Consider the following 23,642-nt stretch of genomic DNA (forward strand, 5'->3'; position numbering starts at 1 on the left):
ATTTGTGCAAAATTTATACTTATGAAAAGGATATTGGCCTTCTCCCTGATCTTATTCTTGGCCGCTTGTGGCGGAAATGATGAAAAAGCAGCTGTAACGGAAGCTCCACAGGCACCACTCGGACAAAGTGCCAATTCTGATACTTTCAATCTGGTATTTGGAAAAATGCTGGATAGTTATTTCCAACTGAAAGATCAGTTCATTAAGGAAAATGATACCTTGATCACCAAGGGAACAGAACAATTGATCGCTGATATCAATGCTGCGGCAGGCGTTTTGAGTGAATTAAAAGCGGATTCCAGTATTGTATCAACTGCTAAAACCTATACTACAGGCATCAATAATGAACTCACTGCAGTGAAGCAGGAAAAAGATATTGAAGAAAGACGTAAATCGTTTCAGGTACTGAGTGAGCAGTTGTATGATCTGATTCGTACTGTTAAATACGATCGAGCAGTCGTATATCATCAGTATTGTCCCATGGCATTCAATGATGCCGGGGCTTTCTGGTTAAGTAATTCCTCAGATATTCGTAATCCATACCTTCCTAAGAAAATGCTGATCTGTGGGGAAGTAAAAGATTCTATTGATTTCCGAAAACTCTAATCGTCGGTTTACTGTTACTGTTCCGAAATCAGTCAACAATCATTTTATTCTCTTTACATGCGAGGTTCACTTCTGGTGTTAATGTGTTGTATGGTCTTTTCTGTGATAGCGCAGGACAGGGTTACACTCAATGGATATCTCAAAGATTCTTTGACCGGCGAAACTCTGATTGGCGCCAATTTGCAAGTAGTGGGGCAGGGTAAAGGTGTTCAAAGTAATCAGTATGGTTTTTATTCCATTTCATTAGAAAAAGGCTCCTATCGTTTATTGGTTTCTTTTATTGGTTACCAAACAGCCGAGTTAACGATCGATCTTAGAAAAGATATTCAACAGAATATTTTACTCTTACCCAATACAGCCGTCATCAACAATGTGACCGTGATAGCGAGGAAACGAGAGAACAATGTGAAGACCGCTCAAATGGGTAAGATCGAGTTGAGCATGAATACAGCAAAGGCACTGCCTGCTTTTCTAGGGGAAGTGGATCCTTTGAAAACCTTACAACTTCTGCCGGGTGTTCGCAATGCCGGAGAAGGCAATGCAGGGTTTTATGTACGTGGTGGTGGACCGGATCAAAATCTTATTTTATTGGATGATGCAGTAGTGTATAATACAGGTCATCTTTTTGGATTCTTCTCCATTTTCAATGCGGATGCAATCAAGAATGTAACACTGATCAAAGGAGGCATGCCGGCTCAATATGGAGGAAGATTGTCATCCGTGGTAGATGTGGCCATGAAAGAAGGGAATAACAATAAAACCCAGATCGATGCTGGTATCGGACTAATCGCATCTCGTTTTTCGATTCAGGGACCTTTGAAAAAAAATAAAGCTTCTTATATCTTATCTGCAAGAAGAACTTATGTAGATCTTTTGTCAAAACCTTTTATCAGTAAACAAAGTGAGTTCTATGGTTCGGGTTATTATTTCTATGATCTGAATGCGAAAATGAATTATAGGTTCTCGGAAAAAGATGTGTTATACCTGAGTGGTTATTTTGGCAGAGATAAATTCACTTTCAATAATGCTAAGCGCTCGTTCAGTACGAGAATACCCTGGGGTAATTCTACGGCCACGTTGCGTTGGAATCATGTATTCAATAAGAAACTATTTGCCAATACTACTGCGGTGTATAATGATTATAAGTTTGAACTGGCAGGTAGACAAAATGATTTCAACATCAATTTATCATCAGGAATCAGAGACCTGAATTTAAAAACTGATTTTGATTTTTATCCGGTGCCTGAGCATAAACTCAAGTTTGGTATCCAATATACACACCATACCTTCTTACCCAATATTGTAAGTGGTAGTCAGGATTCTGTGATCTTCGAACCCAATAATGCCAGCAGAAAACTGGCCAATGAATATGCTGCTTATATACAGGATGACTGGGAGCTGTCTGATAAGATCAAAGTGAATGCGGGATTGCGTTATAGCGTTTTTCAACAAATAGGCAGGTATACTTTGTATGAAAGAGATGCAAATGGAAATAAATTAGATAGTGTAGTGTACGGTCGCGGGCAGACAGTAAAAGCACATGGCGGATTTGAACCAAGACTCACTGTTCGATATGCCATTTCAGAACTATCTTCCTTTAAAGTAGCCATAACACGAAACATTCAATACATCCATTTAGTAACCAATGCCGGTACTACATTACCAACGGATCTATGGGTGCCGAGTACCATTCGGGTTCGTCCACAAACAGGTTGGCAATATGCAGCCGGTTATTTCAGGAATTTCAATAATGGCATGTTTGAAACTTCTTTGGAAGTGTATTACAAAACCATGAATAATCAGATCGAATACAAAGAAGGGTATACGCCTTCTTTAAAAGATCCGGAAGAAGAATTTGTTTTTGGAAAGGGGTGGAGTTATGGCGCAGAATTATTCATCAATAAAGTGCGCGGAAGATTTACCGGATGGATCGGTTATACACTGAGCTGGACATGGCGAAGATTCAAAGACCTGAATGATGGATTGAAATATCCGAGTCGCTATGACAGAAGACATGATATGTCGGTAGTGGGAACATATGAGTTATCCAAAAAATGGAAAGTATCAGGAGTGTTCGTTTATGGAACCGGTAATGCAACATCATTGCCTGAGCGTTTTTATTTTGTTGGAGGAGTCCTCACGCAGGAGTATAGCAGGATCAATGCCTACCGGATGAAGCCATATCATAGAATGGACTTGTCTTTTACTTATACACCTACTCCAAAGAAAGTGAGGAAGTACACTTCTAATTGGGTCTTCAGTTTATACAATGCTTACAGTAGACTGAATCCTTATTTCATTTACTTCGATCAGGAAGGGCAGGCATCGAACGGAGATTTACGAGTAACAGCCAGACAAGTATCGCTATTTCCAGTGATACCGGCAGTGACATGGAATATTAAGATGTAAGAAGAAGCGTCAAGAATCAAGAAATAAGAGGGCAAGGAAGATGAAAGCATCAAGTAATCAGCATCAGGATATGATCATTCGGAACAGCAGATAGTAACTGTAGTATCTTGTATCCACTTCAATCTCGGAACCTAAACGATGATCTTAATGAGATAGCGCTTTCACTGCCTTTAATTCCAGCCAAATAACGCCGAGTAAAACAAAGATCTCTCCAATAAAATAAGCAAAGCCCCAGCCTGTCAGTTCTTTGCTATACATGATGATCAGTGTGGTGGTAAGACAAGCATACAAGGCATTTCCTGTAATAATGATGATCAGGAAAGGTTTCCAATTCGATTGAATTAGTGAGGCGCAAGAGCTGGAGAAGATCGTGAATATGGCTGCAATGGAAGCCAGGATATACAGCCAAGTAAGGGGAAGCCCAATGTGAGACTGATATGCAACCAATAAGCCGCCGATCAATGTACTGGTAAGTAAAGCGCCTAATGCATCAAAAAGGAAAACAAATTTTGGTTGATGAATGAGACGCTGGAGCATGTGACTAATCAGGTTTATACTCAATAACTACTTTGGCATTACGCTTTTCGTTCGAAGTTAAAAACACTTCGTATCGTTTTTTTCCGGCTGTAATGACCATCAACGCTGTGTTGGGTGGTATTTCTCCGAGATTTTCCGCAACCAAAATAAGCTCATGCCTGATCTCTTCTTCCGTGCACTTGATGTTGAATCGGAGTGGTGTAAAATTCAACTTACCGTGACTGATCACCAGTTTATTGTTGTGGTAGAGTGAAATGGTATCATTATCGATGGTACCATTGTCAAAGATTTCAACTGTTAAAGTCCGTTCGTTGGTATAAATGGTCTTTATAAGGTTGTTTTCTCTCTCCAATAACACTTTAGGTATCGGCCCCTTTGTGGTTGTTGGTTGTTCCCACTTCACAATTGGGGTATCAGCTTTTCTGGTTGCGATCGTAGCATCTTGCTTCCAGTTTGACGCAGGAGGAGGTGCGATCGTTGCATCCGTTTTAGCCGGGGTTTGTGTTTTTGTTTTGGGTGAGCTCTTAACAGTATTTGCAGCTGGTTTTTGAGTAGTGACCGCAGCTTTATTTTTTGATGTTGGTACTTGAGTAACGGGAGTTGGTTTTTTAGAGGCAGGAGGAGCCGCTTGTATTTTCAAAGGTGTTTTTACAGTGTTATCCTTTGGTGCATTCGTGCCAGGTTTAGTAGTTACAACCGGATTTTTAAGACTCACGGGAGGTTTGGCAGAATCTTTTCCACGTTTGGATGTAAATCCTCCTCTTTTTGCCAAGAACGGTTCCAGTGCGAAATCAGATTCTTTTACCCTTTCCAAATAGACTTTACCACTACCACAATCCACTTTGCTGTTGGCATTTACGGAGATGAAAGTCCCTTGTAACACTTCAAGATTTCCAATTTTGGAATATTCCAGATAGCAAGTCATGAGACATGGTTCGCTATTGTCTTCGATCTTTAATTCTTGCATTGCAAGTTCTTTCAAGATCAGGTTTTTGGTTTGTACGGTATAAATACCCTGCAATGATGCTTTTCCGTAAAACACGGTACTCTGGTAAGAATAAGTAACCCCCTTTAAAGAATTATTGCTTTGCTGATCGATCTGAACTTCATATTTGAACATTTCCATGCGGGTATCATCCTTGTACATGCTGGTAGATGACCCAAAATAACCTCTCCAGATGCCTGTTAAATTCTGGGCACCCAGGGCAAGCGAGAACAACAATAAAAAAGAGGTTAGGGTAATATTCAGTCTCATTCGGGCAAAACTACGATTGCAATATAGTGCATGCTGATAAAGAAGCGTTAAATAAGCTTTGAGCTTTGAGCTGCAAGCTACAAGCCACAAGGTTTGCGCTTTAAGAAATTGGGATAAATTATAATTAGTACAAAACTTACAGCTAGTGGCTTGCGGCTTGCAGCTTTACACTATTTTTGCAATCCTTAGAATTATTCAATTTTCAGCAATCGAACAAATGATCAACATTCGTTTTCCCGATGGGGCAGAAAGGCAGTATGAAGCAGGCGTAAGTGCTTTGGATATTGCTAAATCAATCAGTGAAGGACTGGCCAGAAAGGTATTGGCAGCAAGTGTTAACGGACAAGTATGGGATGCCACACGCCCGATCACGACAGACAGTACGCTGAAATTACATACCTGGGATGACGCAGAAGGTAAAAATACTTTTTGGCATTCTTCTGCTCACCTCATGGCTGAAGCGGTTGAAGCATTATATCCGGGCGTTAAGTTTTGGGTAGGACCGGCATTGGATAAAGGGTTCTATTATGATATCGATCTGGGTGGACAGCATATCTCAGAAGAAGATCTGGCAGCTATCGAGAAAAAGATGAATGAGCTGGCGAAGCAGAACAATGCTTACCAGCGTAAAGAAATATCAAAGCAAGAGGCTGTTGCATATTTTGAGGATAAGTCTGATGAATATAAACTTGATCTCTTACAAGGTCTGGATGATGGTTCTATCACCTTCTATACTCAAGGACAGTTTACTGACCTATGTCGTGGACCACATATCCCACACACTGGATTTATCAAAGCCATCAAATTGACCAGTATTGCAGGTGCTTATTGGAAAGGAGATGAGAAGAATAAAATGCTGACCCGTTTATATGGTGTTACTTTCCCCAATCAAAAAGAACTGGATGAATATCTTTTGATGCTGGAAGAAGCCAAGAAAAGAGACCATCGTAAGCTGGGGAAAGAACTGGGTATTTTCACCATGGATGATGATGTGGGAGCGGGGTTGCCTTTATGGTTGCCCAATGGAACGGTTATTATAGAAGAGTTAGAAAAACTGGCTAAGCAAACAGAAGAAGATGCAGGCTATAAGCGAGTAGTGACACCACATATCGCAAAAGAGAGTATGTATCTCACCAGCGGTCACCTTCCTTATTATGCAGATAGTATGTTTCCTCCGATGGAGCTGGATGGCACCAAATATTATCTAAAGGCGATGAACTGTCCGCATCACCATAAAATATTTGATGCAGAACCCAAGAGCTATAAGGATCTTCCATTCCGTATTGCAGAATATGGTACTTGTTATCGTTATGAGCAGAGTGGTGAATTGTTTGGTTTGATGCGTGTTCGCTGTTTGCATATGAATGATGCGCATATTTACTGCAGTAAAGAGCAGTTCGCAGCAGAATTCCGTGCGGTGAATGATATGTACATTAAGTACTTCAAAATATTTGGCATTGATAAATATGTAATGCGTTTGAGCTTACATGAACCTACAAAACTGGGTGCTAAATATGTGAATGAGCCTGAGCTCTGGAAAGAAACAGAATCAATGGTACGCGATGTATTGATCGAATCCAATATTCCATTTGTAGAAGTACCGGATGAAGCAGCATTCTATGGACCTAAGATCGATGTGCAGATATGGAGTGCGATCGGAAGAGAGTTTACATTGGCAACCAATCAGGTAGATTTCAATTCCGGAAACAAATTCAAGTTGAATTATGTAAACCAGAACAATCAGCCTGAAGTGCCATTGATCATTCACCGTGCTCCGCTTGGAACACATGAGCGTTTCATTGGGTTCCTTTTAGAGCACTATGCAGGAAAATTCCCGGTATGGTTGGCACCATTACAGGTTAAGATCCTTCCGATCAGTGACAAGTTCATGGATTATGCGCTGGAAGTAAAGCAGTCGCTGCGTTCCATTGGTGTGCGAGTAGAGATCGATGATCGAAGTGAGAAGATCGGTAAGAAGATCCGTGATACAGAATTGAGTCGAGTTCCATATATGCTTGTAGTGGGAGAGAAAGAAGCGGCTGACAGAAAGCTGGCGGTACGCAGACAAGGAAAAGGTGATATGGGAACGCAGGAATTAGCAGCCTTTACAGCAATGATCCAGGACGAAATTCTTCACCGAAAAGGCGGGGAATAATTCGGAATAAGGAAATAGCTATATCTTTAACACCTAAATTTTTAACTAAACAAGTTTTAATGGCATTACCACCAAGAGGGGGCGGAAGATTCAATCCCAGGTTTAACAGGCAACCGGAGCCTGAACATCGTATCAACGAAAGAATCCGTGTACCACAAGTGCGTTTGGTTGGCGACAATGTAACTGTTGGAGTTTACTCTACACAAGAAGCATTGAAAATTGCGCAAGAGCAAGAATTGGATCTAGTGGAAATTTCTCCAACTGCTGACCCTCCCGTTTGTAAGGTGATCGATTATAAAAAGTTCCTTTACGAAAAGAAGAAGAAGGAAAAGGAGATGAAAGCCAATTCCAAGCAAAGTGAGATCAAAGAGATTCGCTTTACGCCTGGAACCGATGATCATGACTTCGATTTCAAAGCCAAACATGCAGAAAAGTTCCTGAAAGATGGCAATAAGGTAAAAGCCTATGTTCAGTTCAAAGGACGTGCGATCATGTTCCAAGACCGTGGACAATTGTTACTGCTCAAATTTGCTGAGCGTTTGGCTGAAGCCGGATCTTTGGAAAGCATGCCTAAACTGGAAGGAAAGCGAATGTTTGCCATCTTTACGCCTAAAACAGGTAAGAAAAAAGCAGCTAGTAAAACAGAGGAATAAGAAACAGAGGAATAAGAAATTAGAAACACAGGACCATTGAAAAGGTTTTAATGCTCTGATTTTCAATTTTTTATAGCAGAAATGTCGATGATTTTCATCGACATTTCTGCTATAAAAGGGTTTGTAGCTTAAAAATCCCTGTTTCTCTGTTCCTTATTTCTTATTTCTCTGTTTTTTTCCTACTTTTGCACTCCAAATTTTTCCCGTATGGCTCAACAAGTGTCTCGTCTGTTCGAGGCCGCCAGCAGGGTGTAATCTTAAGCAGATTATTATTTATGCCAAAGGTAAAAACAAACTCCAGCGCGAAGAAGCGCTTTAAGGTGACTGGCAGTGGAGAGATCACCTTCCAGAAAGCTTTCAAAAGGCACATTTTAACCAAAAAATCAAAAAAGCGTAAAAGAGCATTGAACAAGAAAGGTGTTGTTGGAGCTCCTAACAAAGATTTCGTTCTGCGCTTATTGCGTTTGAAAGGTTAATCAAAGCCAATCATCCCCGGAAGGGAATCAAACCATTAAAAAACAAATCCTGATATCGGTTTACCGAAGAAGGAGTTAAAAAAAGTTATTATGCCACGTTCAGTAAATGCAGTAGCATCAAGAGCCCGCAGGAAGCGTATCCTCAAGCAGGCTAAAGGATTCTACGGTAAACGTAAAAATGTATACACCGTAGCCAAAAATATTGTTGAAAAAGGTATGACCTACAGCTATGTTGGTCGTAAGTTGAAGAAGCGCGAATACCGTCAGCTTTGGATCGCCCGTATCAACGCAGCAGTAAGAGAAGAAGGATTGACCTACAGCCAGTTTATCAATAAGCTTGCAGTAAAAGGTATCGATCTGAACCGTAAAGTGCTGGCGGATCTGGCTATGAATGAGCCAGCTAGTTTCAAGGCACTGGTAAATTCTGTAAAGTAATCAGTAACCCTGATCAAAAATATAACCGGGAAGTAACCCTACTTCCCGGTTTTTTTATTTGCAGAACTGTACAAAGAACTATTTTTGTTGTTTCAATAAGGTACCATTCTTGTTCACACTAAACAACCACTAACCCGGCTAATGAACAATACCTACACCTCGCTGGTGAACCAGACCTTCCATTTTCCACAAGAAGGATTCGATGTTAATGACGATGGCTATTTGCAGTTCAATGAACTGGATCTTAAAAAAATCATCGAGAAGTACGGAACTCCGTTGAAACTGACCTATCTCCCTAAGATCGGGATGCAGATCAACAAAGCTAAAAAGATGTTTGCCGATGCTTTTAAAAAGCATAAGTATGAAGGCGAATATTTTTATTGCTACTGTACCAAGAGTTCTCATTTTTCTTTTGTGGTAGAAGAAGCACTGAAACATAATATTCACCTCGAAACATCTTATGCGTATGATATTGAGATCATCAATCGCTTGTATCAACGCAGAAAGATCAATAAAGAGACTTATATCATCTGTAACGGATACAAACAGAAATCTTATACTTCACGTATTGCAAAGCTGATCAACAGCGGCTTTAAAAATGTTATTCCGATTTTAGATAATAAAGAAGAATTACAAGCCTATAAGCGCAGTGTAAAACAACCATTCCGTTTAGGGATTCGTGTTGCAGCCGAGGAAGAACCTAACTTTCCTTTCTATACCTCTCGATTAGGCATCCGTGCAAAAGATATCTTGGAATTTTATGTGGATGAGATCGAAGGATATGAAGATAAATTTCAGTTGAAGATGTTGCATATCTTCCTGAATAAAGGGATCAAAGATGATATCTATTACTGGTCGGAGTTAAATAAAATCATCAATCTGTATTGTCAGTTGAAGAAGATCTGTCCAGAACTGGATTCGATCAATATCGGTGGTGGATTTCCGATCAAGCACTCACTTGGATTTGAATACGATTATCAGTTCATGATCAATGAGATCGTAAGCAATATCAAAAAAGCCTGCAAGAAAGCAAAAGTACCTATGCCGAATATCTATACAGAGTTTGGCAGTTATACTGTAGGAGAGAGCATGGCACATATTTACAGCGTGATCGGACAAAAAGTACAGAACGATCGCGAGTGCTGGTATATGATCGATTCATCTTTCATTACGACCTTACCGGATACTTGGGGCATTGGAGAAAAATTCCTCATGCTGCCCATTAATAAATGGGATAATGAATACCAGCGAGTCGTTTTAGGTGGTATCACTTGTGATAGCCATGATTATTACGATTCGGAAGAACATATCAATGAAGTGTTCCTGCCTAAGCTCACCAATTCCGACGCGAAAGATGTTGAAGGAAATAAAGAGCCTTTGTATGTTGGCTTTTTCCATACCGGTGCTTATCAGGATCAGATCAGTGGTTATGGAGGGATCAAACATTGTCTTATTCCATCTCCCAAACATGTGATCGTTGAGTATGATAAAAATGGAAAACTGGAAGATTGGGTATACGCAAAAGAACAAACGGCACAAAGTATGTTGAAAATACTTGGTTACTTAAGATAAGTTACCAATCGATTTCTAAAAGTCAGATCCGACAAGCTTGTTTGATCTGACTTTTTTTTATAAGCGGATATGTACAAACAATAATTACTGCTATTTTTAATGAAAGTAATCATTATGAAAAAATACCTGTTTCTCATCGTATTGATCACTGCAACAACGCTTGTGAAAGCACAGTCTGCAGAAGATTCTGTTAAAGCTGTGATCAATCAATTATTTACTTCCATGCGAAATGCCGATTCAGCGGGTGTTGTGAATTGCTTTTCTGAAAAAAATATTTTGCAAACCATCGTTCGTGATAAAGACGGAAACATGGCTGTGAAAACCGAGTTAGTATCCAATTTCGGAAGAAGTATTGCAGGATTACAGAAGAATGCAGCTGATGAGCGCATTCAATTCGAAACTGTCAAAATAGATGGAGCACTCGCATCTGTATGGACTCCCTACAAATTTTACTTCAACGGAAACTTTAGTCACTGTGGAGTGAACTCTTTCCAATTACTCCGTGAAAAAAATGGTTGGAAGATTCATTACCTGATCGATACCAGAAGGAAGGAGCCTTGTGAGAAGTAGTTTTTGAGTTGACAGTTGATAGTTGATAGTTGATAGGAGGAAAAAAGACTGTCAATTATCAACTGTCAACTTCCCCACCACCTCCACAATCGTATCATAACTATCCGCTAATTTATCCGAAAGGGTTGCTGAAGAAACCCATTCAATCACTTCAATATCTTCTGATGTTTGCGGGATCAGTGTTTGATCAACTGTGGCTTGCATTTGGTACCAGTATGTTTCTTTGATGACTTCTTCTTTGATCCATGGATCAAAATAAGTGTGGTGGGTCACCGTTAGCAATGGGCCCAATGTTACGTCGCTTAATCCGGTCTCTTCCATCACTTCCCGAACAGCACAAGTTTCTATTGTTTCGCCCTCGTCGAGTTTTCCTTTAGGAAGATCCCATTTACCTCTTCTAAAGATCATGAGTATTTCCTGCTTCTCATTCAAAACCAATCCGCCTGCAGCCTTTATTATTTTTAGTCCCATGGGTCAAATCTGGTCATTATTTTCAAATTTTCAAATTTTACAATTGACTAATTGCTCTACATTCGCAGCATGACTAATGAAAAAGCTGTAGCGGAAAAGCTACTTCAGGTAGCCGCTGTAAAACTCAGTCCAGATCAACCCTTTACCTGGGCAAGTGGATGGAAGAGCCCGATATACTGTGATAATCGTAAAGTATTGTCATTTCCTTATGTTCGGGATTTTATTAAGAGTGAATTATGCAATGTCATCTTTGAAGGATTCCCGGAAGCAGAAATGCTGGCGGGAGTGGCTACAGCGGGTATTGCATGGGGTGCAATGGCTGCTGATCAGTTGAAATTGCCGTATGTATATGTTCGTCCAAAACCCAAAGAGCATGGAATGGGGAATCAGATTGAAGGGTTTTATTCGGCTGGACAAAAAGTATTGGTCATCGAAGATTTGATTTCTACCGGTAAAAGCAGTTTACAGGTTGTAGATGTATTGCGTGCAGCAGGTGTTGAAGTAGTAGGGATGGTCTCCATTTTTACTTATGGATTTTCGCATGCCGATGAGGCTTTTGCTAAAGCAGGTGTCACCTACAAATCATTGACCAACTATAGCAGTTTGATCAGTCTGGCAGTTGAAAAAGGACAGGTATCTGCAGAAACGGAACAGTTATTGCTGGAGTGGAGAAAAGACCCCGCTAATTGGAAGGGTCTCTAATTTCTGTGTAACTCAGTGCCCTCTGTGGCAACATTTATTGTTAATTAGGTGTCTAATAAAAGAATTGCCACTAAAGACACAGAATAGCACTGAATGAATCACTTAAATTGTAAGCTATGAAAAAGATGTTACTGTTGATGACTCTTTGTATTGCTTTGGGCAAGCTGACAAATGCTCAACAAGCTAAACCGGAATGGGTGACCATCAAATCCAATAATCTCAAATGCTGGGAGTGCAAAGAAGTATTGGATAAATTTTTGCTGGAAGAAAAAGGGATCATCGAAGGCGGATTGGTTCAATGGAAGATCAATTTGTTGCAAGGAGAGATCAGGATACAATACCTACCCAATTATACCAACCCGGATGCACTTAAAGTGACGCTCAATAATGCCGGTTTTGATGCAGATGATACCAAGGCCACTGAAGACGCTTATAAACGCTTACCTCCGGCCTGCAAAAGGGCAACGGATGGAGGTGGACCACAGCCAAGAAAGCCTTGTCACGTCAAACCCTTTAATTAAGATTCGAAATACAAGAGGGCAAGATATAAGGGAGTTTCAAGACACAAAGAGCAGGGAACAAGCAATCTACAGACAGCTGATTGATACCTTGTACCTTGATTGAATCCTATATTCTTGTCTCTTGAAACTTACAATTCCAATTTGTGCCTGGCTTCGTAATCGAAAGGAATGGTTTTGAAGAAGCCGGCTTTACCCACTTTTGTCGTGCCTTTCACATGTAATAGTACTTCTTTATTGAAAAGTACTGTCAATGCATTTTTGAAAATACCACGCATATCCACCTGAATACGGGAGGGAAGTACAAATTCGGCTTTACGTTGGATATGCATTAAGGTATCTAATTGGTATTTGCCGAGATAGTGATTGTCGATATAAATATCCGCATCTACCTTTCTCAGATCAACCCCGAAGGCATTCGGGTTGTAGTAAACCAGGTCCATACTTAGGGTGGACTTTTCGAACCCTAGCTTTTCAATCTTTACATTTTTCACATTCCGGTAATCAAAAGCCTGCGGTTTTTGACAAGCGAATAATCCGACCGATACAATCCAAAGTAATAGAAGATACTTCACAATTTCAATTTGGTGCAAATTAGCGGATTGTACGATTGCCGTTTTGCCATTTATCAATCAATCCAATCAAGTCAATTTTCACTGTGAGGAGAATGTGAATGGATGGAATCAATACTGAGTTATCTTTATTCAATCAAAAGTCATTGAAGTGTTTCGAAAGGAGCGGAGGTGACTTTTTTTATGAATTATTCTCCTAAATAATTTAGCTTTTTGATACTTTTATTAATTTTACTATGAAGCTATTTTATTTAGTATTACCAATTTAATTTAAAATATTGATTATCATTATTTTAGAATAATTTAATGAAATAATATATGCATCTTTTATTTGCTTAATAGTCAATGTTTTTGAACGAAAGGCGGTTTTGTTAGTTTTTAATTATGAATGATAATTTAATAATTGAATATCAATATTTTGGAAGCATTAATTACACTAATGCTTTGTTTCAATTTTCAAATATTGAATTTGAAGTATATGAGAGCTTTCAAAAAATGAGTTTTCGCAATAGAATGGTAGTAGCGGGGAGTAATGGATTGGTTCACTTGTCTGTTCCTCTGGAAAAAGGGCGTGATCAAAAGCAGCCGATCAGCGATGTTAAAATCAGTTATTCGTTGCCCTGGCAACAGCAACATTGGCGCACGATCGAATCTTGTTACAACCGATCTCCTTTTTATGAATTCTATCGGGATGGACTGGAAAACATCTTTACCAGCAAACCAGTATATCTGATCGATCTCAACCGGGATATCCGAAACTGGCTTTGGAAGGTGTTGAAGATACCGTCGAGCTATGCTGAAACCTCGTCTTACCAGACTCCGCCGATCCAGGATCATACGGACTTCCGTAATCGATGGGTGCCCAAAAACTTTCAATTGGATGCATTTAAGATCCGGTATCGACAGGTATTTGAAGATCGAATCGGTTTTCAGCCTAATCTCAGCATTTTAGACCTTTTGTTTTGCATGGGTCCATCCGCTCATTCGCTGCTGAAAGGCAACATTTTACCCATTTAAATAATCTTAGGTTGGAATAGGGTTGAAACCTTAATTTTAAACCTTTGTAACCCAACGTGGTCAATGTAGTGTTTGTGTATAACACCCTGATGAATAATAGAAAATTACTTTTGCTCTCACTGCTCCTATGTAGTGTCTTTTCTTTGTATGCTCAAGATTTTTCTAATAAAGGCAAGGATTTTTGGCTAGGCTACGGGTATCATGTAAGAATGGTTTCATTGACTACCGGAGTGCCTCAATCTAATGGTGGATCACAAGACATGATACTCTATTTTACATCAAACAAAGATGCCTCTGTTACGGTTGAAGTCCCTTCAATTAATTATACTCAGACTTATACGGTCACGAAGGGCCAAGTAACTGTTTCGAATCCAATACCAAAATCAGGAAATCAAGATACAAGAATTGCAGATACTGGGACATATAATCATGGTATACACATTACCAGTACTGAGGATATTGTAGCTTATGCCCATATTTATAACCAGAGCGTTTCTGGGGCTTCTTTGTTATTTCCAACAAATACATTAGGGCAAGAATATTATGCACTTAGTTATTCTCAGTTTTCAAATGATCCTTTTTCTAATTCATTTTTTTTTGTCGTTGCTACTGAGGACAATACATTAGTTGAAATAACACCAAGTGCGGCTAATAGAAATAATAAAGAAATAAATAAACCCTTTACTGTTAAGCTAAATAAAGGTCAGATATACAGTGTACTTGGAACTACTAATGGAGCAACAGGATCAGACTTGACAGGATCAAAGGTTAAATCAATTAGTTCTAATAGTTCTGGATCTTGTAAAAAAATTGCAGTTTTTTCAGGAACAGGTAAAATTAGTATTGGAGGAGGTAATAGTGGTAGTGCAGATAATTTGTTTGCCCAAGCATTTCCGATAGTAGCATGGGGAAAAAAATATTTAACTGTTCCCACCAGTCCTCAACCCAATAATTTTTATAGAATTTGTGTTTCTGATCCTTCTACTATTGTAAAATTGAATGGCAACATTATTCCGAATAATCTATTAGTAAATGGATTTTACTATCAGTTTAAAAATAGTAACATATCTGGAACTGGTGCAGCCCTGCCAAATCTAATTGAATCTGATAAGCCAATTTTAGTTGCTCAATATTGTACTACTCAAGGAACGGAAGGCAACCCTAATACCACACCTGGAGGTGATCCAGAAATGATTTTATTGAGCCCTGTTGAACAAACTATTAATGACATAACGCTTTACTCGGCTGATAGATTTAATATTATTCAAAGCTATATTAACGTAGTAGTAAAAAAAGGTGGGGAAAAAAGTTTTAAACTGGATGGTAGATTAATTTCAGATTCTTTTAAAGTTCATCCTTCAGAACCAAATTATTACTATGCTACATTAAATGTTTCAGCAGGATCTCATAATCTTTATTCAGATACAGGATTCAATGCCATTGCATATGGATTTGGAGCTGCAGAAAGTTATGGATACAATGCAGGCACAAATTTGAGAGACTTTAGTCGACAAGCCTCATTTAGTAATCCATACACGCGTATTGACTCAGCGGTTACTTGTATCAATACTCCTGTTCAGTTCTCTGTACCACTTGGCTTTCAACCAACAAGTCTTAGATGGGATTTTACAGCCGCGCCTAATATTACACCCAGTACCGCCATTGGTATCATAAATACCCCGGCTGCAGATAGCACGTTAATTGTAGGCGGACAAAGTTTGTACTATTATAGCACAGGCAAAACATTTCAGTTTACTTCAACAAATACCAACGCATTACGAGATACTATCAAATTATATACAACTTCTGCTACGCCAGATGGTTGTGGTAGTACTGATCAAGTATTTACCATTCCTGTTAAAGTGAATAGCAAACCCATTGCTGATTTCTCATTTACCGCTAGCGGATGTGTTTCGGATGTTGTGACTTTCAATACACCGAAAACATCCGGTGTAAGATGGCTTTGGGATCTGGGTAATGGTACCAATCTTGATCTCACCAATGAAACACATGGCGTCGTCTATGCACAACCCGGCAATTTCAATGTAAAACTTCGAACGGTTTCAGATATTGGCTGTGTGTCTGAAGAGGTTACCAAAGTTTTATCGATCACTACAAAGCCTATTGCGAATTTTAATTTCTCATCTGTTCGTTGTACAGATACTGATATCACATTTACGGATGCATCTACCAGTCAGGTAGGTACTATCAATAAATGGACCTGGGATCTTGGTGATGGAAATGGAAGCATTGTTGCTACAACCAATGCACCACAAACCACCAAATACACCACCACAGGAGGGAAGAATGTTAGCTTACAAGTAGAAACCGCTTCAGGTTGTAAAAGTGATGTATTTATCCCTGCCACATTACCTTTTGTACATCCTTTACCACAACCCGGTTTTATATTACCCGAAGTTTGTTTGAACGATGCCAGCGCACAGTTCACAGATACCAGTAAAATATCGGATGGCTCAGAAGCTCAGTTTACTTATGTATGGAATTTCAATGCAGGAACACCGGCAGTAAGTCCTGCTCCAAATATCAATAGCAGTACCCTGAAGAATCCGCAAGTGAAATACAATAAATCGGATAATTATACGGTCTCTCTCAGAGTAACTTCTAAAGATGGATGTGTGAATACTGTTTCGCAAAATTTTACGGTCAACGGATCCATCCCCAAAGCTGATTTTGAGGTACAAATGAATTCGGTACTCTGTGCCAAGACACCTGTTGTAATATTGAATAAATCAACCGTTGATTTTGGCTCGGTAACAAGATCTGAAATTTACTGGGACAGGGTCAATAATCCCACCGCATTTCAAACGGATGAGTCGCCGACAATGAATAAAGCATATAATAATAAATATGCTGTATCCAATACTGCGGGACAAAATTTCAATATCAGATTGGTTTCCTATTCGGGAGGGAATACTTGTGTGAGTGAATTAACGAAGACGATTACCGTACATCCGAATCCATTGGCTGCATTTACCGTATCAAGTGCTGAGATTTGTTTTGATGAACCGGTATCTTTCATCGATCAAAGTGCAACAAGATCGGCTGTGTTGCCCAGCCGATGGGTGTGGGATCTTGGAAAAGGAAATACTTCAACCATTCAAAATCCTGTTCGTGCTTATAAAGATTCAGGCTCTTTTAATACAACGCTGCACGTGTATAGTGCTGCAGGCTGTGTCAGTGATACTGCAATGCTCACATTAACAGTATACCCTCTTCCCGTACTCAATATGGGTAATAAGAGCGTAACGATATTGGAAGGTGGTCAGATCAAATTGAATCCATCATTTGTGTATGGCAATGATCTCCGTTATTTATGGACACCTGCTTCTTTCTTGAGCAGCGATACGGCTTATTCACCTGTCTCAAAACCGGTAGATGATATCCGTTATACTTTTACGGTAACAGGAGAGGGCGGTTGTTCGGTCAGTGATACCATCTTTATCAAAGTATTGAAGTCGCCCGAAATCCCCAATGCCTTTTCCCCCAATGGTGATGGTGTCAATGATACCTGGAATATTAAGTATCTTGAAAGCTATCCCGGGGCAACCGTTGATGTATTTAACAGGTATGGACAAGTTGTTTTTCGTTCTTTTGGATATAACAGGCCTTGGGATGGTACATCACAGGGACACCTGTTACCAATTGGCACATACTATTATATCATTAATCCCAAAAATGGAAAACCGATTTATACCGGGTCCATAACGATTATCAGATAGCATGAAGAGTTTGAAACTATATGTATTATTGGTGGGCATATTCATGACCGTTGTGGTTACAGCACAACAGCGTCCATACTATACCCAGTATATCATGAATAATTACATCATCAATCCTGCCGTTGCAGGTATTGAGAATTATTGGGATGTAAAAGCTTCTCATCGTATGCAATGGGTTGGCATACAAGATGCACCGGTGACGACCTATATCACCATGCATGGACCCTTAAAGAAAAATGATTTTGGTTGGGAAACCGCGACAAGTATGCGTGCAAGAGGAGAGAACCCTCGCGGACAAGCATATTGGCAAAGTTATCAGTCTGCAGAGCCTCATCATGGTATTGGGTTTACCATGTTGAATGATAAAACAGGTCCACTCAATCGCTTTGCCGCTTTTGGTACATATTCTTATCATTTAGGGATTTCTCCAACAACCAGTCTATCTGCAGGTGTTTCAGCCGGTATCAGTAATATGAGTTTAGATGCATCCAAACTCAATTTTGGTACAACAACAGTTGATCCTGCCGTGGCAGGCAGTGGTTTGATCAATCAGATCAGACCTGATATCAGTGCCGGATTATGGTTGTATTCAAAAGACTATTTTTTAGGGGTATCTGCGCAACAAATCGTTCCTCAAAATGTGGCGTTCTCCAATAACACGGTTTATGTAGAGAAAGGGAAACTGGTGCCGCATCTTTTTTTTAGTGCAGGTTATCGTATGCAGTTATCACAGGATGTAAGTTTATTGCCATCAACATTGATTCGTTACGTATCACCTTTGCCCATTGGATTTGATGTAAACGCCAAGTTTATGTACCAGGATCTTTTATGGGTGGGAGGATCTTATCGTTATCAGGATGGATTTGCAGGTATGGTGGGATTGAATATCAGTCACAACATCAATATCGGTTACTCTTATGATCTGCAAACCTCCAGGCTGAATACTGTCAGCAAAGGAACTCATGAGATTCTGATCGGTTTTCAATTGGGAAATAAATATGGAGACTGGTGTCCGCGTAATCTTTGGTGATCAGCAGTTTTCTTATAGTCTTGCTTTCTTCAGACCTTTGACCATAACACTATCGCGTTGTATCAACTGACGAAGTAATTGTTGTTTGTACCAATCCTTCAGCATTCGCTTTTTTACCAACATCGAATCTTGATCACTGAAAGCGGCAGGGTAGGTGATCCATTCATTTTGTAGTTCCAGAGCGTTTAAACGATCAAGTACTGCTAAGATTTCAGCGGGTTCCTTTATCAGGACTCCCTCTTTGCGCTCTTTTTCTTTTAGCTTTTCTTCAACAACCGGTTTTTTGAATTTGGGTTTATCAGGAGCGGGTGGACTCACTGGGTTGATTTTCTTATCAAGCTTTTCAAATGTCTCGATCATTTTCTCAAGTGATTCTAAACTTGAGGGAATGATTTGTTGCAAATTCAATTCCTCTACAGCTTTCATGGCCATCTCCACTTCTTTACTGATCTTTTCTTGCTCCGTTTTATTTAATAGGGTGGCTTTCATTTCTTTGGCGATGGTCAGCTTGGCTTCTTGTAAGTCTTTTTCCATTCGTTGCATATCCTTCTCGAATTCCTCTTTAAAAGGCTTACGGACATAAACAGGCATTCCGCTTGTATCTAATGTTTTATATGCCTGTTTCATTTCTTGTTCCGCTTTTTCTATTTTGATCAGTTCTTCTTTCCAATCAGATAATTCCAGGTTTTTCTCTGTTTGTATTTTTTGAAATGCACCTTGTAATGTTGCAGGTATCTGCTGAATGGCTTCCCTTACTTCTTTACTGTTCAATGAAGCTTCAATTTCGCGAGATGCCTGTTCGAGATTTTCACTCATTTCTTTTTTAAGTGTATTGGAAAGAAAGAATGCAGGGTTGAATAAGGGGTTCGTCACTTTCACCGCCATCGGTTCAATCGCTACCGGTTGTACTTCTTTCAATCGAAGTGCAGTGCTGTTAGCTGTATTCTTTTGTACAGCGATACCATTATTTTTTGATTGTTCAGGATGAAACCATGCAACGGAACTTAAGATACCTGTTACCAATAAAAATGATAAGAGTTGCTTTTTGTACGTAAATCTGTTTTCATTCGCGCCGATCATTCGCTTGACCCTGTTCAATAATTCATGTTGATGCGAGCCAGCCGCTGCCATGGCAAATGCAGGTGTAGCTTGCAGTTGAGCCATTCGTAACAAAGCTTCTGCATAAGTGGAAGCACTGTATTGAAATTGTAAAACCCAGTCATCACAGCTGTTCTCTCTTTCTTTACGAATATGTGATGAAAACAATCTTGTAAATGGATTGAAGAATAAACTGATCTCGGCAACAGACAATAAAATATTGATGAGGTAATCATATCGCTTGATATGTGCCAGTTCATGCAGTAAAATAGCTTCTAGTTGGGCAATCGTTAAATGATTGATACTGGCAACCGGTACTAAAATCAGTGGTTTTAAAAATCCGATCGTAAGGGGTGAGGCAATTTTTTCCGATAAAAAAATTCTCACCTCTCTTGTGATGCCCAATTGTCGGGCTGTATCTTGTACAAATACTCTCCAGTTGGCAGGCATTTTGGCCAATCCTTCTTTTCTTATTTGTAGGGTGTAGCGATAGCCGATGATCCATTTTACCGATAAGAAGATCATCAGAATCAGATAAGCCGCAGACAGATAAGGCAGTAATTGTTCAGCCCATATCATCAGTTTCAAGATCGAAGATCTAAAGCCTGTTCCGGGTGGCACGATGGTAGTGATCGTTCCTCCAGATGTACCTGCAGTTACAGGTACCAGTTGGTTATAAGCACTGTAATAAAAGAATAAGGTGAAGATGAACCAGATAAAACCAATGCTTTGTAAAATGACCGCTAAGGTATATTTTACAGATGCCCTTGGTTTCAGAACGGAGGTGATAAGTAGATAGAATAGCCATAGAATAGCCGTTTGCCATAAACTATTCGCAATAGCATAACCCAGTGATTGCAGAAAAACAGACTGAAAAACAGGGAGCATTTTATTGCTTTTTCAGGTTATCCAATAACTTCTGGATCTCTTCTAATTCTTCTTTATTCGGCGTTTGATTACCTAATGCCTGCATCACCAATTGACTGGATGATCCACCGAATAAAGAGTTGATCATTTTACCAACGATCTGCTGTTGTGTGCTTTCCCGGCTGATATTGGCACGGTAAATATGTGTTTTACTACTGTCGTCTCTTTTTACAATTCCCTTTTCAAACATGATCTGCATGAGTTTTAGGGTAGTGGTATAACCCGCATCCTTATGTTCACTCAATATTTCATGTACTTCACGAACGGTAGCAGTTCCTTTATCCCATAGAACCCTCAATATTTCCAGCTCACTTTCAGTGGGCTTAATGTTCTTTGCCATGCTTTACGATTTAATTCGTAAGCAATTTACGAGGTTAGTCGTAAATGAGCAAGAAAAGTTATGTTAATAGTCTATGGCATATAGTTCATGGCTTATGGCTAATAAGTTAGTGAATCGTATTCATTCTACTTTTTAGCAACAAACAATCTGTAATGAACTATATTCTATGAACCATAAGCTATTTACTATCCGCTGCCTTCTTATATACTCCAACACCATATCCCGCGATCTTTTTAAAGCGTAATTGTTCTTTGATGACATTGGCTCGGTAATAGGGTTTGAATGTGCCTTTATTGTCAAGAAAACCGATGGTACAGGAATAGGGGGTACTGTCTTTTTCAATTTTTAGGATCGGCTCTTTACCCAAATTGGGAATATTGATCGAATCGGTTATGCGCAATTCTTTGTATTGCATTCGGACCGTAAAATGAAACCTCCGTTCTGTTTCATAGAGTCTCACTGCGAACTTCCAGTCATTCAATTCATCTGCGACTTTTTGTTCATGTGCAACTACCGCCTCTTTGCGAACGGTAGAACGTTGTTCTGATATTGCTTCTGCAGGTATCACCACAGCTGTTTCCTTCTTCTCATTTTGCTGGTTACTGTTGCATGCAATAACAAAGAGGATCATCAAGGAATGGATGCCAATAATTTTTCTCACGATAAATGAGTATTTAATGTAATTAATAAGAAAGTTAATATGTTTTTTCTTGAAATAATCATACCAGATAATTATATTTAGGATACTTGTGAACCGGTACTATCAGGCTTCAATTCCCCCTACTATTCGATGAAAATTGCATGCCTTTTTAGCAGTCTATATTATTTCTCTCAATCGTCATTTAAACCCTAATTATATGGCAGTTACTTATGAAATCAAAGAAACCTACACTTCAGGAAGTGGTGATTTAGTATTGAAACTTCAAGTGGGCAATGGACAGTATCACAATACGATGGTCATGTTAGGCGATGAGTTACTTGTTTGGGGAACATTTCCCAAGTTAACCATCGGCAAAGTAGCAGACTGTAAAAACAAGAAGTTATTCATTGAAGTCAATGCTACCGATACGAATGCAAATACCAACCTAATTCCTGTTACCATTGAATTAGCAGACAATAGCAAGAAAGAAGTGTATGAATATGAACAATCCGTTGCTCAGAATGGCGGAAGCATATTATTCAATATCTATATCGACATTGTATGAAAAAGATCAGCATATACGCTACAGTGTTAATGATGCTGTTTTGTATACCATCTTTCGCGCAAATAGATACTACCATTAAACTGGACAATTTTAGAATGCCTACTACGCCTGCGGCATCTATTTTGAATATGGGAACACAGTCCATTACCAGACCAACACTCCCGAAAGGATTTGCAACCTCTTTGTTATCCGGATTAGGAGGGGGCGGATTATTCAATCCCAATATCAATATCGAATTTGCGCCTTATTGGTTAAAACCCCAACGTAAGCTCAGTTTTGCTGAGTATTATCAATTGAATAATGACGCAAAAGGTTCGTCGGTTGACATTGGCGAAAACATGCTTCGTTCTCTGGCCATTTCTGTAGCAACATCTAAATTGGGTGATAACAAAGACAGTTTGCCGGGTACCCGATTGAGTGTGGGTGTGAGAACACAATTACTCTCGGGTGAAATGTCGCCTCAAACAAAAAAAGAGATCCGGGAAATTGATCTGAAATTGAAATCCTATGATGTCATACAATCATCCTTGACACTTTTAAAGCAAACAAATAATGCTCAGTATGTTGCTTTAGCACGGAAAGACTCATCGTATTCAATTGCATTCAAACAATCGTTGTTGAGTACGATAGAGAGATTACTGAAAGTTTCTGTTGATCTTGATGATGAGGAGCGAAAAAAAGTACTGGGAATGGCAACAGAACATTTGAATGAGATGGAGGGTATCGCAGATGGACTTACCGGACAACAATACCTGAGTAAGCTACTAGACAAGATTGGTAATAAAACAGCTTATGCTTTACAGCTTCAAAAGTTTCAGGAGAGTGATAAGAATAAAGTTGGCTTTTTTTGTGAAGTGGCATTTGCCGGAATTCAATACCTGGGTAATAACAGTTTTAGTCCTTCATCGTTTCAAAAAGCAGGGGTATGGGCAACCCTGACTTATCGCAGTAAGGATCAGAAATCTGAGTTCGCTTTTGTGGGCCGGCATTTCTTTACGAACAATGATTCTGCCAATACCAATACTGATTTCGGACTCACAGCTACCCGTGTTGTCAGTAAAGGATTTAATTATGGCGTAGAGTGGATCTTTCGCAACTATTCATATCGCTACTATACCAAAGATTTTTTAGGTAATGATATCAGAGCTATTAAGTCGGGATCTACTTATCGATTGAACATCTCGATGGAATATCAACTTAGTGAAGTGGTGTCACTCACTGCATCCGTTGGAAAAGATTTCAACGGCCCGTTCACCAGCTCCAATAATTTTCTAAGTGTTATCGGCGCTAATTTATCTCTTCCGGCATTGATCAAACTAACACGTTAAAATAAAAAAGGGTATCAGTATCGATA

22 protein-coding genes are annotated in these 23,642 nt (G+C 39.4%); 15 read left to right on the plus strand and 7 right to left on the minus strand.

Annotation, left to right across the window (positions count from 1 at the left end; translation table 11 throughout):
* Window positions 1–21: 21 nt before the first annotated feature.
* Both ABXG83_RS02365 and ABXG83_RS02370 read left to right on the plus strand, forming a co-directional pair.
* Window positions 22–606: a DUF3347 domain-containing protein gene (locus tag ABXG83_RS02365; protein WP_353549891.1), complete on the plus strand. Its 585-nt coding sequence runs from the start codon at window positions 22–24 to the stop codon at window positions 604–606.
* A 57-nt stretch (window positions 607–663) separates the two neighbouring features.
* A complete protein-coding gene (locus ABXG83_RS02370; protein ID WP_353549892.1) occupies window positions 664–3,015 on the plus strand; it encodes a TonB-dependent receptor in 2,352 nt (783 codons plus the stop codon).
* Window positions 3,016–3,159: 144 nt separating this feature from the next.
* Here the strand turns inward: ABXG83_RS02370 and ABXG83_RS02375 are convergent, their stop codons facing one another.
* Together ABXG83_RS02375 and ABXG83_RS02380 are read right to left on the minus strand one after the other, a co-directional pair.
* Complete coding sequence (locus ABXG83_RS02375) at window positions 3,160–3,552, minus strand: hypothetical protein (RefSeq protein ID WP_353549893.1); 393 nt, start codon at window positions 3,550–3,552, stop codon at window positions 3,160–3,162.
* 4 nt (window positions 3,553–3,556) lie between these two features.
* Window positions 3,557–4,807 carry a hypothetical protein gene (locus tag ABXG83_RS02380; RefSeq protein WP_353549894.1) on the minus strand — a complete coding sequence of 417 codons (1,251 nt, stop codon included), beginning with the start codon at window positions 4,805–4,807 and terminating at the stop codon, window positions 3,557–3,559.
* A 217-nt stretch (window positions 4,808–5,024) separates the two neighbouring features.
* Between ABXG83_RS02380 and thrS the strand changes: the two genes are divergently transcribed.
* The 6 genes from thrS (at window position 5,025) to ABXG83_RS02410 (ending at window position 10,668) form a co-directional block, all read left to right on the plus strand.
* Complete coding sequence (gene thrS, locus ABXG83_RS02385) at window positions 5,025–6,962, plus strand: threonine--tRNA ligase (protein ID WP_353549895.1); 1,938 nt, start codon at window positions 5,025–5,027, stop codon at window positions 6,960–6,962.
* A gap of 59 nt (window positions 6,963–7,021) precedes the next feature.
* Window positions 7,022–7,615 carry a translation initiation factor IF-3 gene (gene infC, locus ABXG83_RS02390; RefSeq protein WP_178889315.1) on the plus strand — a complete coding sequence of 198 codons (594 nt, stop codon included), beginning with the start codon at window positions 7,022–7,024 and terminating at the stop codon, window positions 7,613–7,615.
* Between the two features lie 275 nt (window positions 7,616–7,890).
* On the plus strand, window positions 7,891–8,091 hold the full coding sequence (gene rpmI / locus ABXG83_RS02395; protein WP_178889314.1) for a 50S ribosomal protein L35: 201 nt from the start codon (window positions 7,891–7,893) through the stop codon (window positions 8,089–8,091).
* A gap of 90 nt (window positions 8,092–8,181) precedes the next feature.
* Entirely contained in the window at window positions 8,182–8,526 is a 345-nt protein-coding gene (rplT, locus tag ABXG83_RS02400; protein WP_133475825.1) for a 50S ribosomal protein L20, read from the plus strand.
* Window positions 8,527–8,667: 141 nt separating this feature from the next.
* Window positions 8,668–10,098, plus strand: coding sequence for an arginine decarboxylase (locus tag ABXG83_RS02405; RefSeq protein ID WP_353549896.1), 1,431 nt, complete (start codon window positions 8,668–8,670; stop codon window positions 10,096–10,098).
* Window positions 10,099–10,212: 114 nt separating this feature from the next.
* The gene (locus tag ABXG83_RS02410) at window positions 10,213–10,668 is read left to right on the plus strand and encodes a hypothetical protein (protein ID WP_353549897.1); all 456 of its coding nucleotides are present in this window, start codon (window positions 10,213–10,215) and stop codon (window positions 10,666–10,668) included.
* Between the two features lie 51 nt (window positions 10,669–10,719).
* Here ABXG83_RS02410 and ABXG83_RS02415 read toward each other — a convergent pair whose 3' ends face one another.
* A complete protein-coding gene (locus ABXG83_RS02415; protein ID WP_353549898.1) occupies window positions 10,720–11,139 on the minus strand; it encodes an NUDIX domain-containing protein in 420 nt (139 codons plus the stop codon).
* A 69-nt stretch (window positions 11,140–11,208) separates the two neighbouring features.
* On the opposite strand from ABXG83_RS02415, the gene pyrE reads away from it, so the two are divergent.
* Together pyrE and ABXG83_RS02425 are read left to right on the plus strand one after the other, a co-directional pair.
* Complete coding sequence (gene pyrE / locus ABXG83_RS02420; RefSeq protein WP_353549899.1) at window positions 11,209–11,841, plus strand: orotate phosphoribosyltransferase; 633 nt, start codon at window positions 11,209–11,211, stop codon at window positions 11,839–11,841.
* 116 nt (window positions 11,842–11,957) lie between these two features.
* Window positions 11,958–12,362 carry a hypothetical protein gene (locus ABXG83_RS02425; RefSeq protein ID WP_353549900.1) on the plus strand — a complete coding sequence of 135 codons (405 nt, stop codon included), beginning with the start codon at window positions 11,958–11,960 and terminating at the stop codon, window positions 12,360–12,362.
* A 128-nt stretch (window positions 12,363–12,490) separates the two neighbouring features.
* On the opposite strand, the gene ABXG83_RS02430 is transcribed toward ABXG83_RS02425, so the two are convergent.
* Window positions 12,491–12,934: an LEA type 2 family protein gene (locus tag ABXG83_RS02430; protein ID WP_353549901.1), complete on the minus strand. Its 444-nt coding sequence runs from the start codon at window positions 12,932–12,934 to the stop codon at window positions 12,491–12,493.
* Window positions 12,935–13,315: 381 nt separating this feature from the next.
* On the opposite strand from ABXG83_RS02430, the gene ABXG83_RS02435 reads away from it, so the two are divergent.
* The 3 genes from ABXG83_RS02435 to ABXG83_RS02445 all read left to right on the plus strand — a co-directional run bounded on the left by ABXG83_RS02435 (window position 13,316) and on the right by ABXG83_RS02445 (window position 18,718).
* Window positions 13,316–13,948, plus strand: a complete 633-nt coding sequence (locus tag ABXG83_RS02435) for a WbqC family protein (RefSeq protein ID WP_353549902.1) — start codon at window positions 13,316–13,318, stop codon at window positions 13,946–13,948.
* 209 nt (window positions 13,949–14,157) lie between these two features.
* On the plus strand, window positions 14,158–17,688 hold the full coding sequence (locus ABXG83_RS02440) for a PKD domain-containing protein (RefSeq protein WP_353549903.1): 3,531 nt from the start codon (window positions 14,158–14,160) through the stop codon (window positions 17,686–17,688).
* A gap of 1 nt (window position 17,689) precedes the next feature.
* Window positions 17,690–18,718, plus strand: coding sequence for a type IX secretion system membrane protein PorP/SprF (locus ABXG83_RS02445; RefSeq protein WP_353549904.1), 1,029 nt, complete (start codon window positions 17,690–17,692; stop codon window positions 18,716–18,718).
* A gap of 12 nt (window positions 18,719–18,730) precedes the next feature.
* On the opposite strand, the gene ABXG83_RS02450 is transcribed toward ABXG83_RS02445, so the two are convergent.
* The 3 genes from ABXG83_RS02450 to ABXG83_RS02460 all read right to left on the minus strand — a co-directional run bounded on the left by ABXG83_RS02450 (window position 18,731) and on the right by ABXG83_RS02460 (window position 21,744).
* Window positions 18,731–20,704, minus strand: a complete 1,974-nt coding sequence (locus ABXG83_RS02450) for a M56 family metallopeptidase (protein ID WP_353549905.1) — start codon at window positions 20,702–20,704, stop codon at window positions 18,731–18,733.
* Window position 20,705: 1 nt separating this feature from the next.
* Window positions 20,706–21,083, minus strand: coding sequence for a BlaI/MecI/CopY family transcriptional regulator (locus ABXG83_RS02455; RefSeq protein WP_322197373.1), 378 nt, complete (start codon window positions 21,081–21,083; stop codon window positions 20,706–20,708).
* 178 nt (window positions 21,084–21,261) lie between these two features.
* Entirely contained in the window at window positions 21,262–21,744 is a 483-nt protein-coding gene (locus ABXG83_RS02460) for a hypothetical protein (protein WP_353549906.1), read from the minus strand.
* Window positions 21,745–21,940: 196 nt separating this feature from the next.
* Between ABXG83_RS02460 and ABXG83_RS02465 the strand changes: the two genes are divergently transcribed.
* Both ABXG83_RS02465 and ABXG83_RS02470 read left to right on the plus strand, forming a co-directional pair.
* Window positions 21,941–22,288, plus strand: coding sequence for a hypothetical protein (locus ABXG83_RS02465; RefSeq protein WP_353549907.1), 348 nt, complete (start codon window positions 21,941–21,943; stop codon window positions 22,286–22,288).
* Complete coding sequence (locus ABXG83_RS02470) at window positions 22,285–23,616, plus strand: hypothetical protein (RefSeq protein ID WP_353549908.1); 1,332 nt, start codon at window positions 22,285–22,287, stop codon at window positions 23,614–23,616. The genes ABXG83_RS02465 and ABXG83_RS02470 overlap by 4 nt, the downstream gene beginning before the upstream one ends.
* Window positions 23,617–23,642 lie beyond the last annotated feature (26 nt).

The organism is Sediminibacterium sp. KACHI17 (assembly GCF_040362915.1).
In the GTDB taxonomy this organism is placed as follows: Bacteria; Bacteroidota; Bacteroidia; order Chitinophagales; family Chitinophagaceae; genus Sediminibacterium.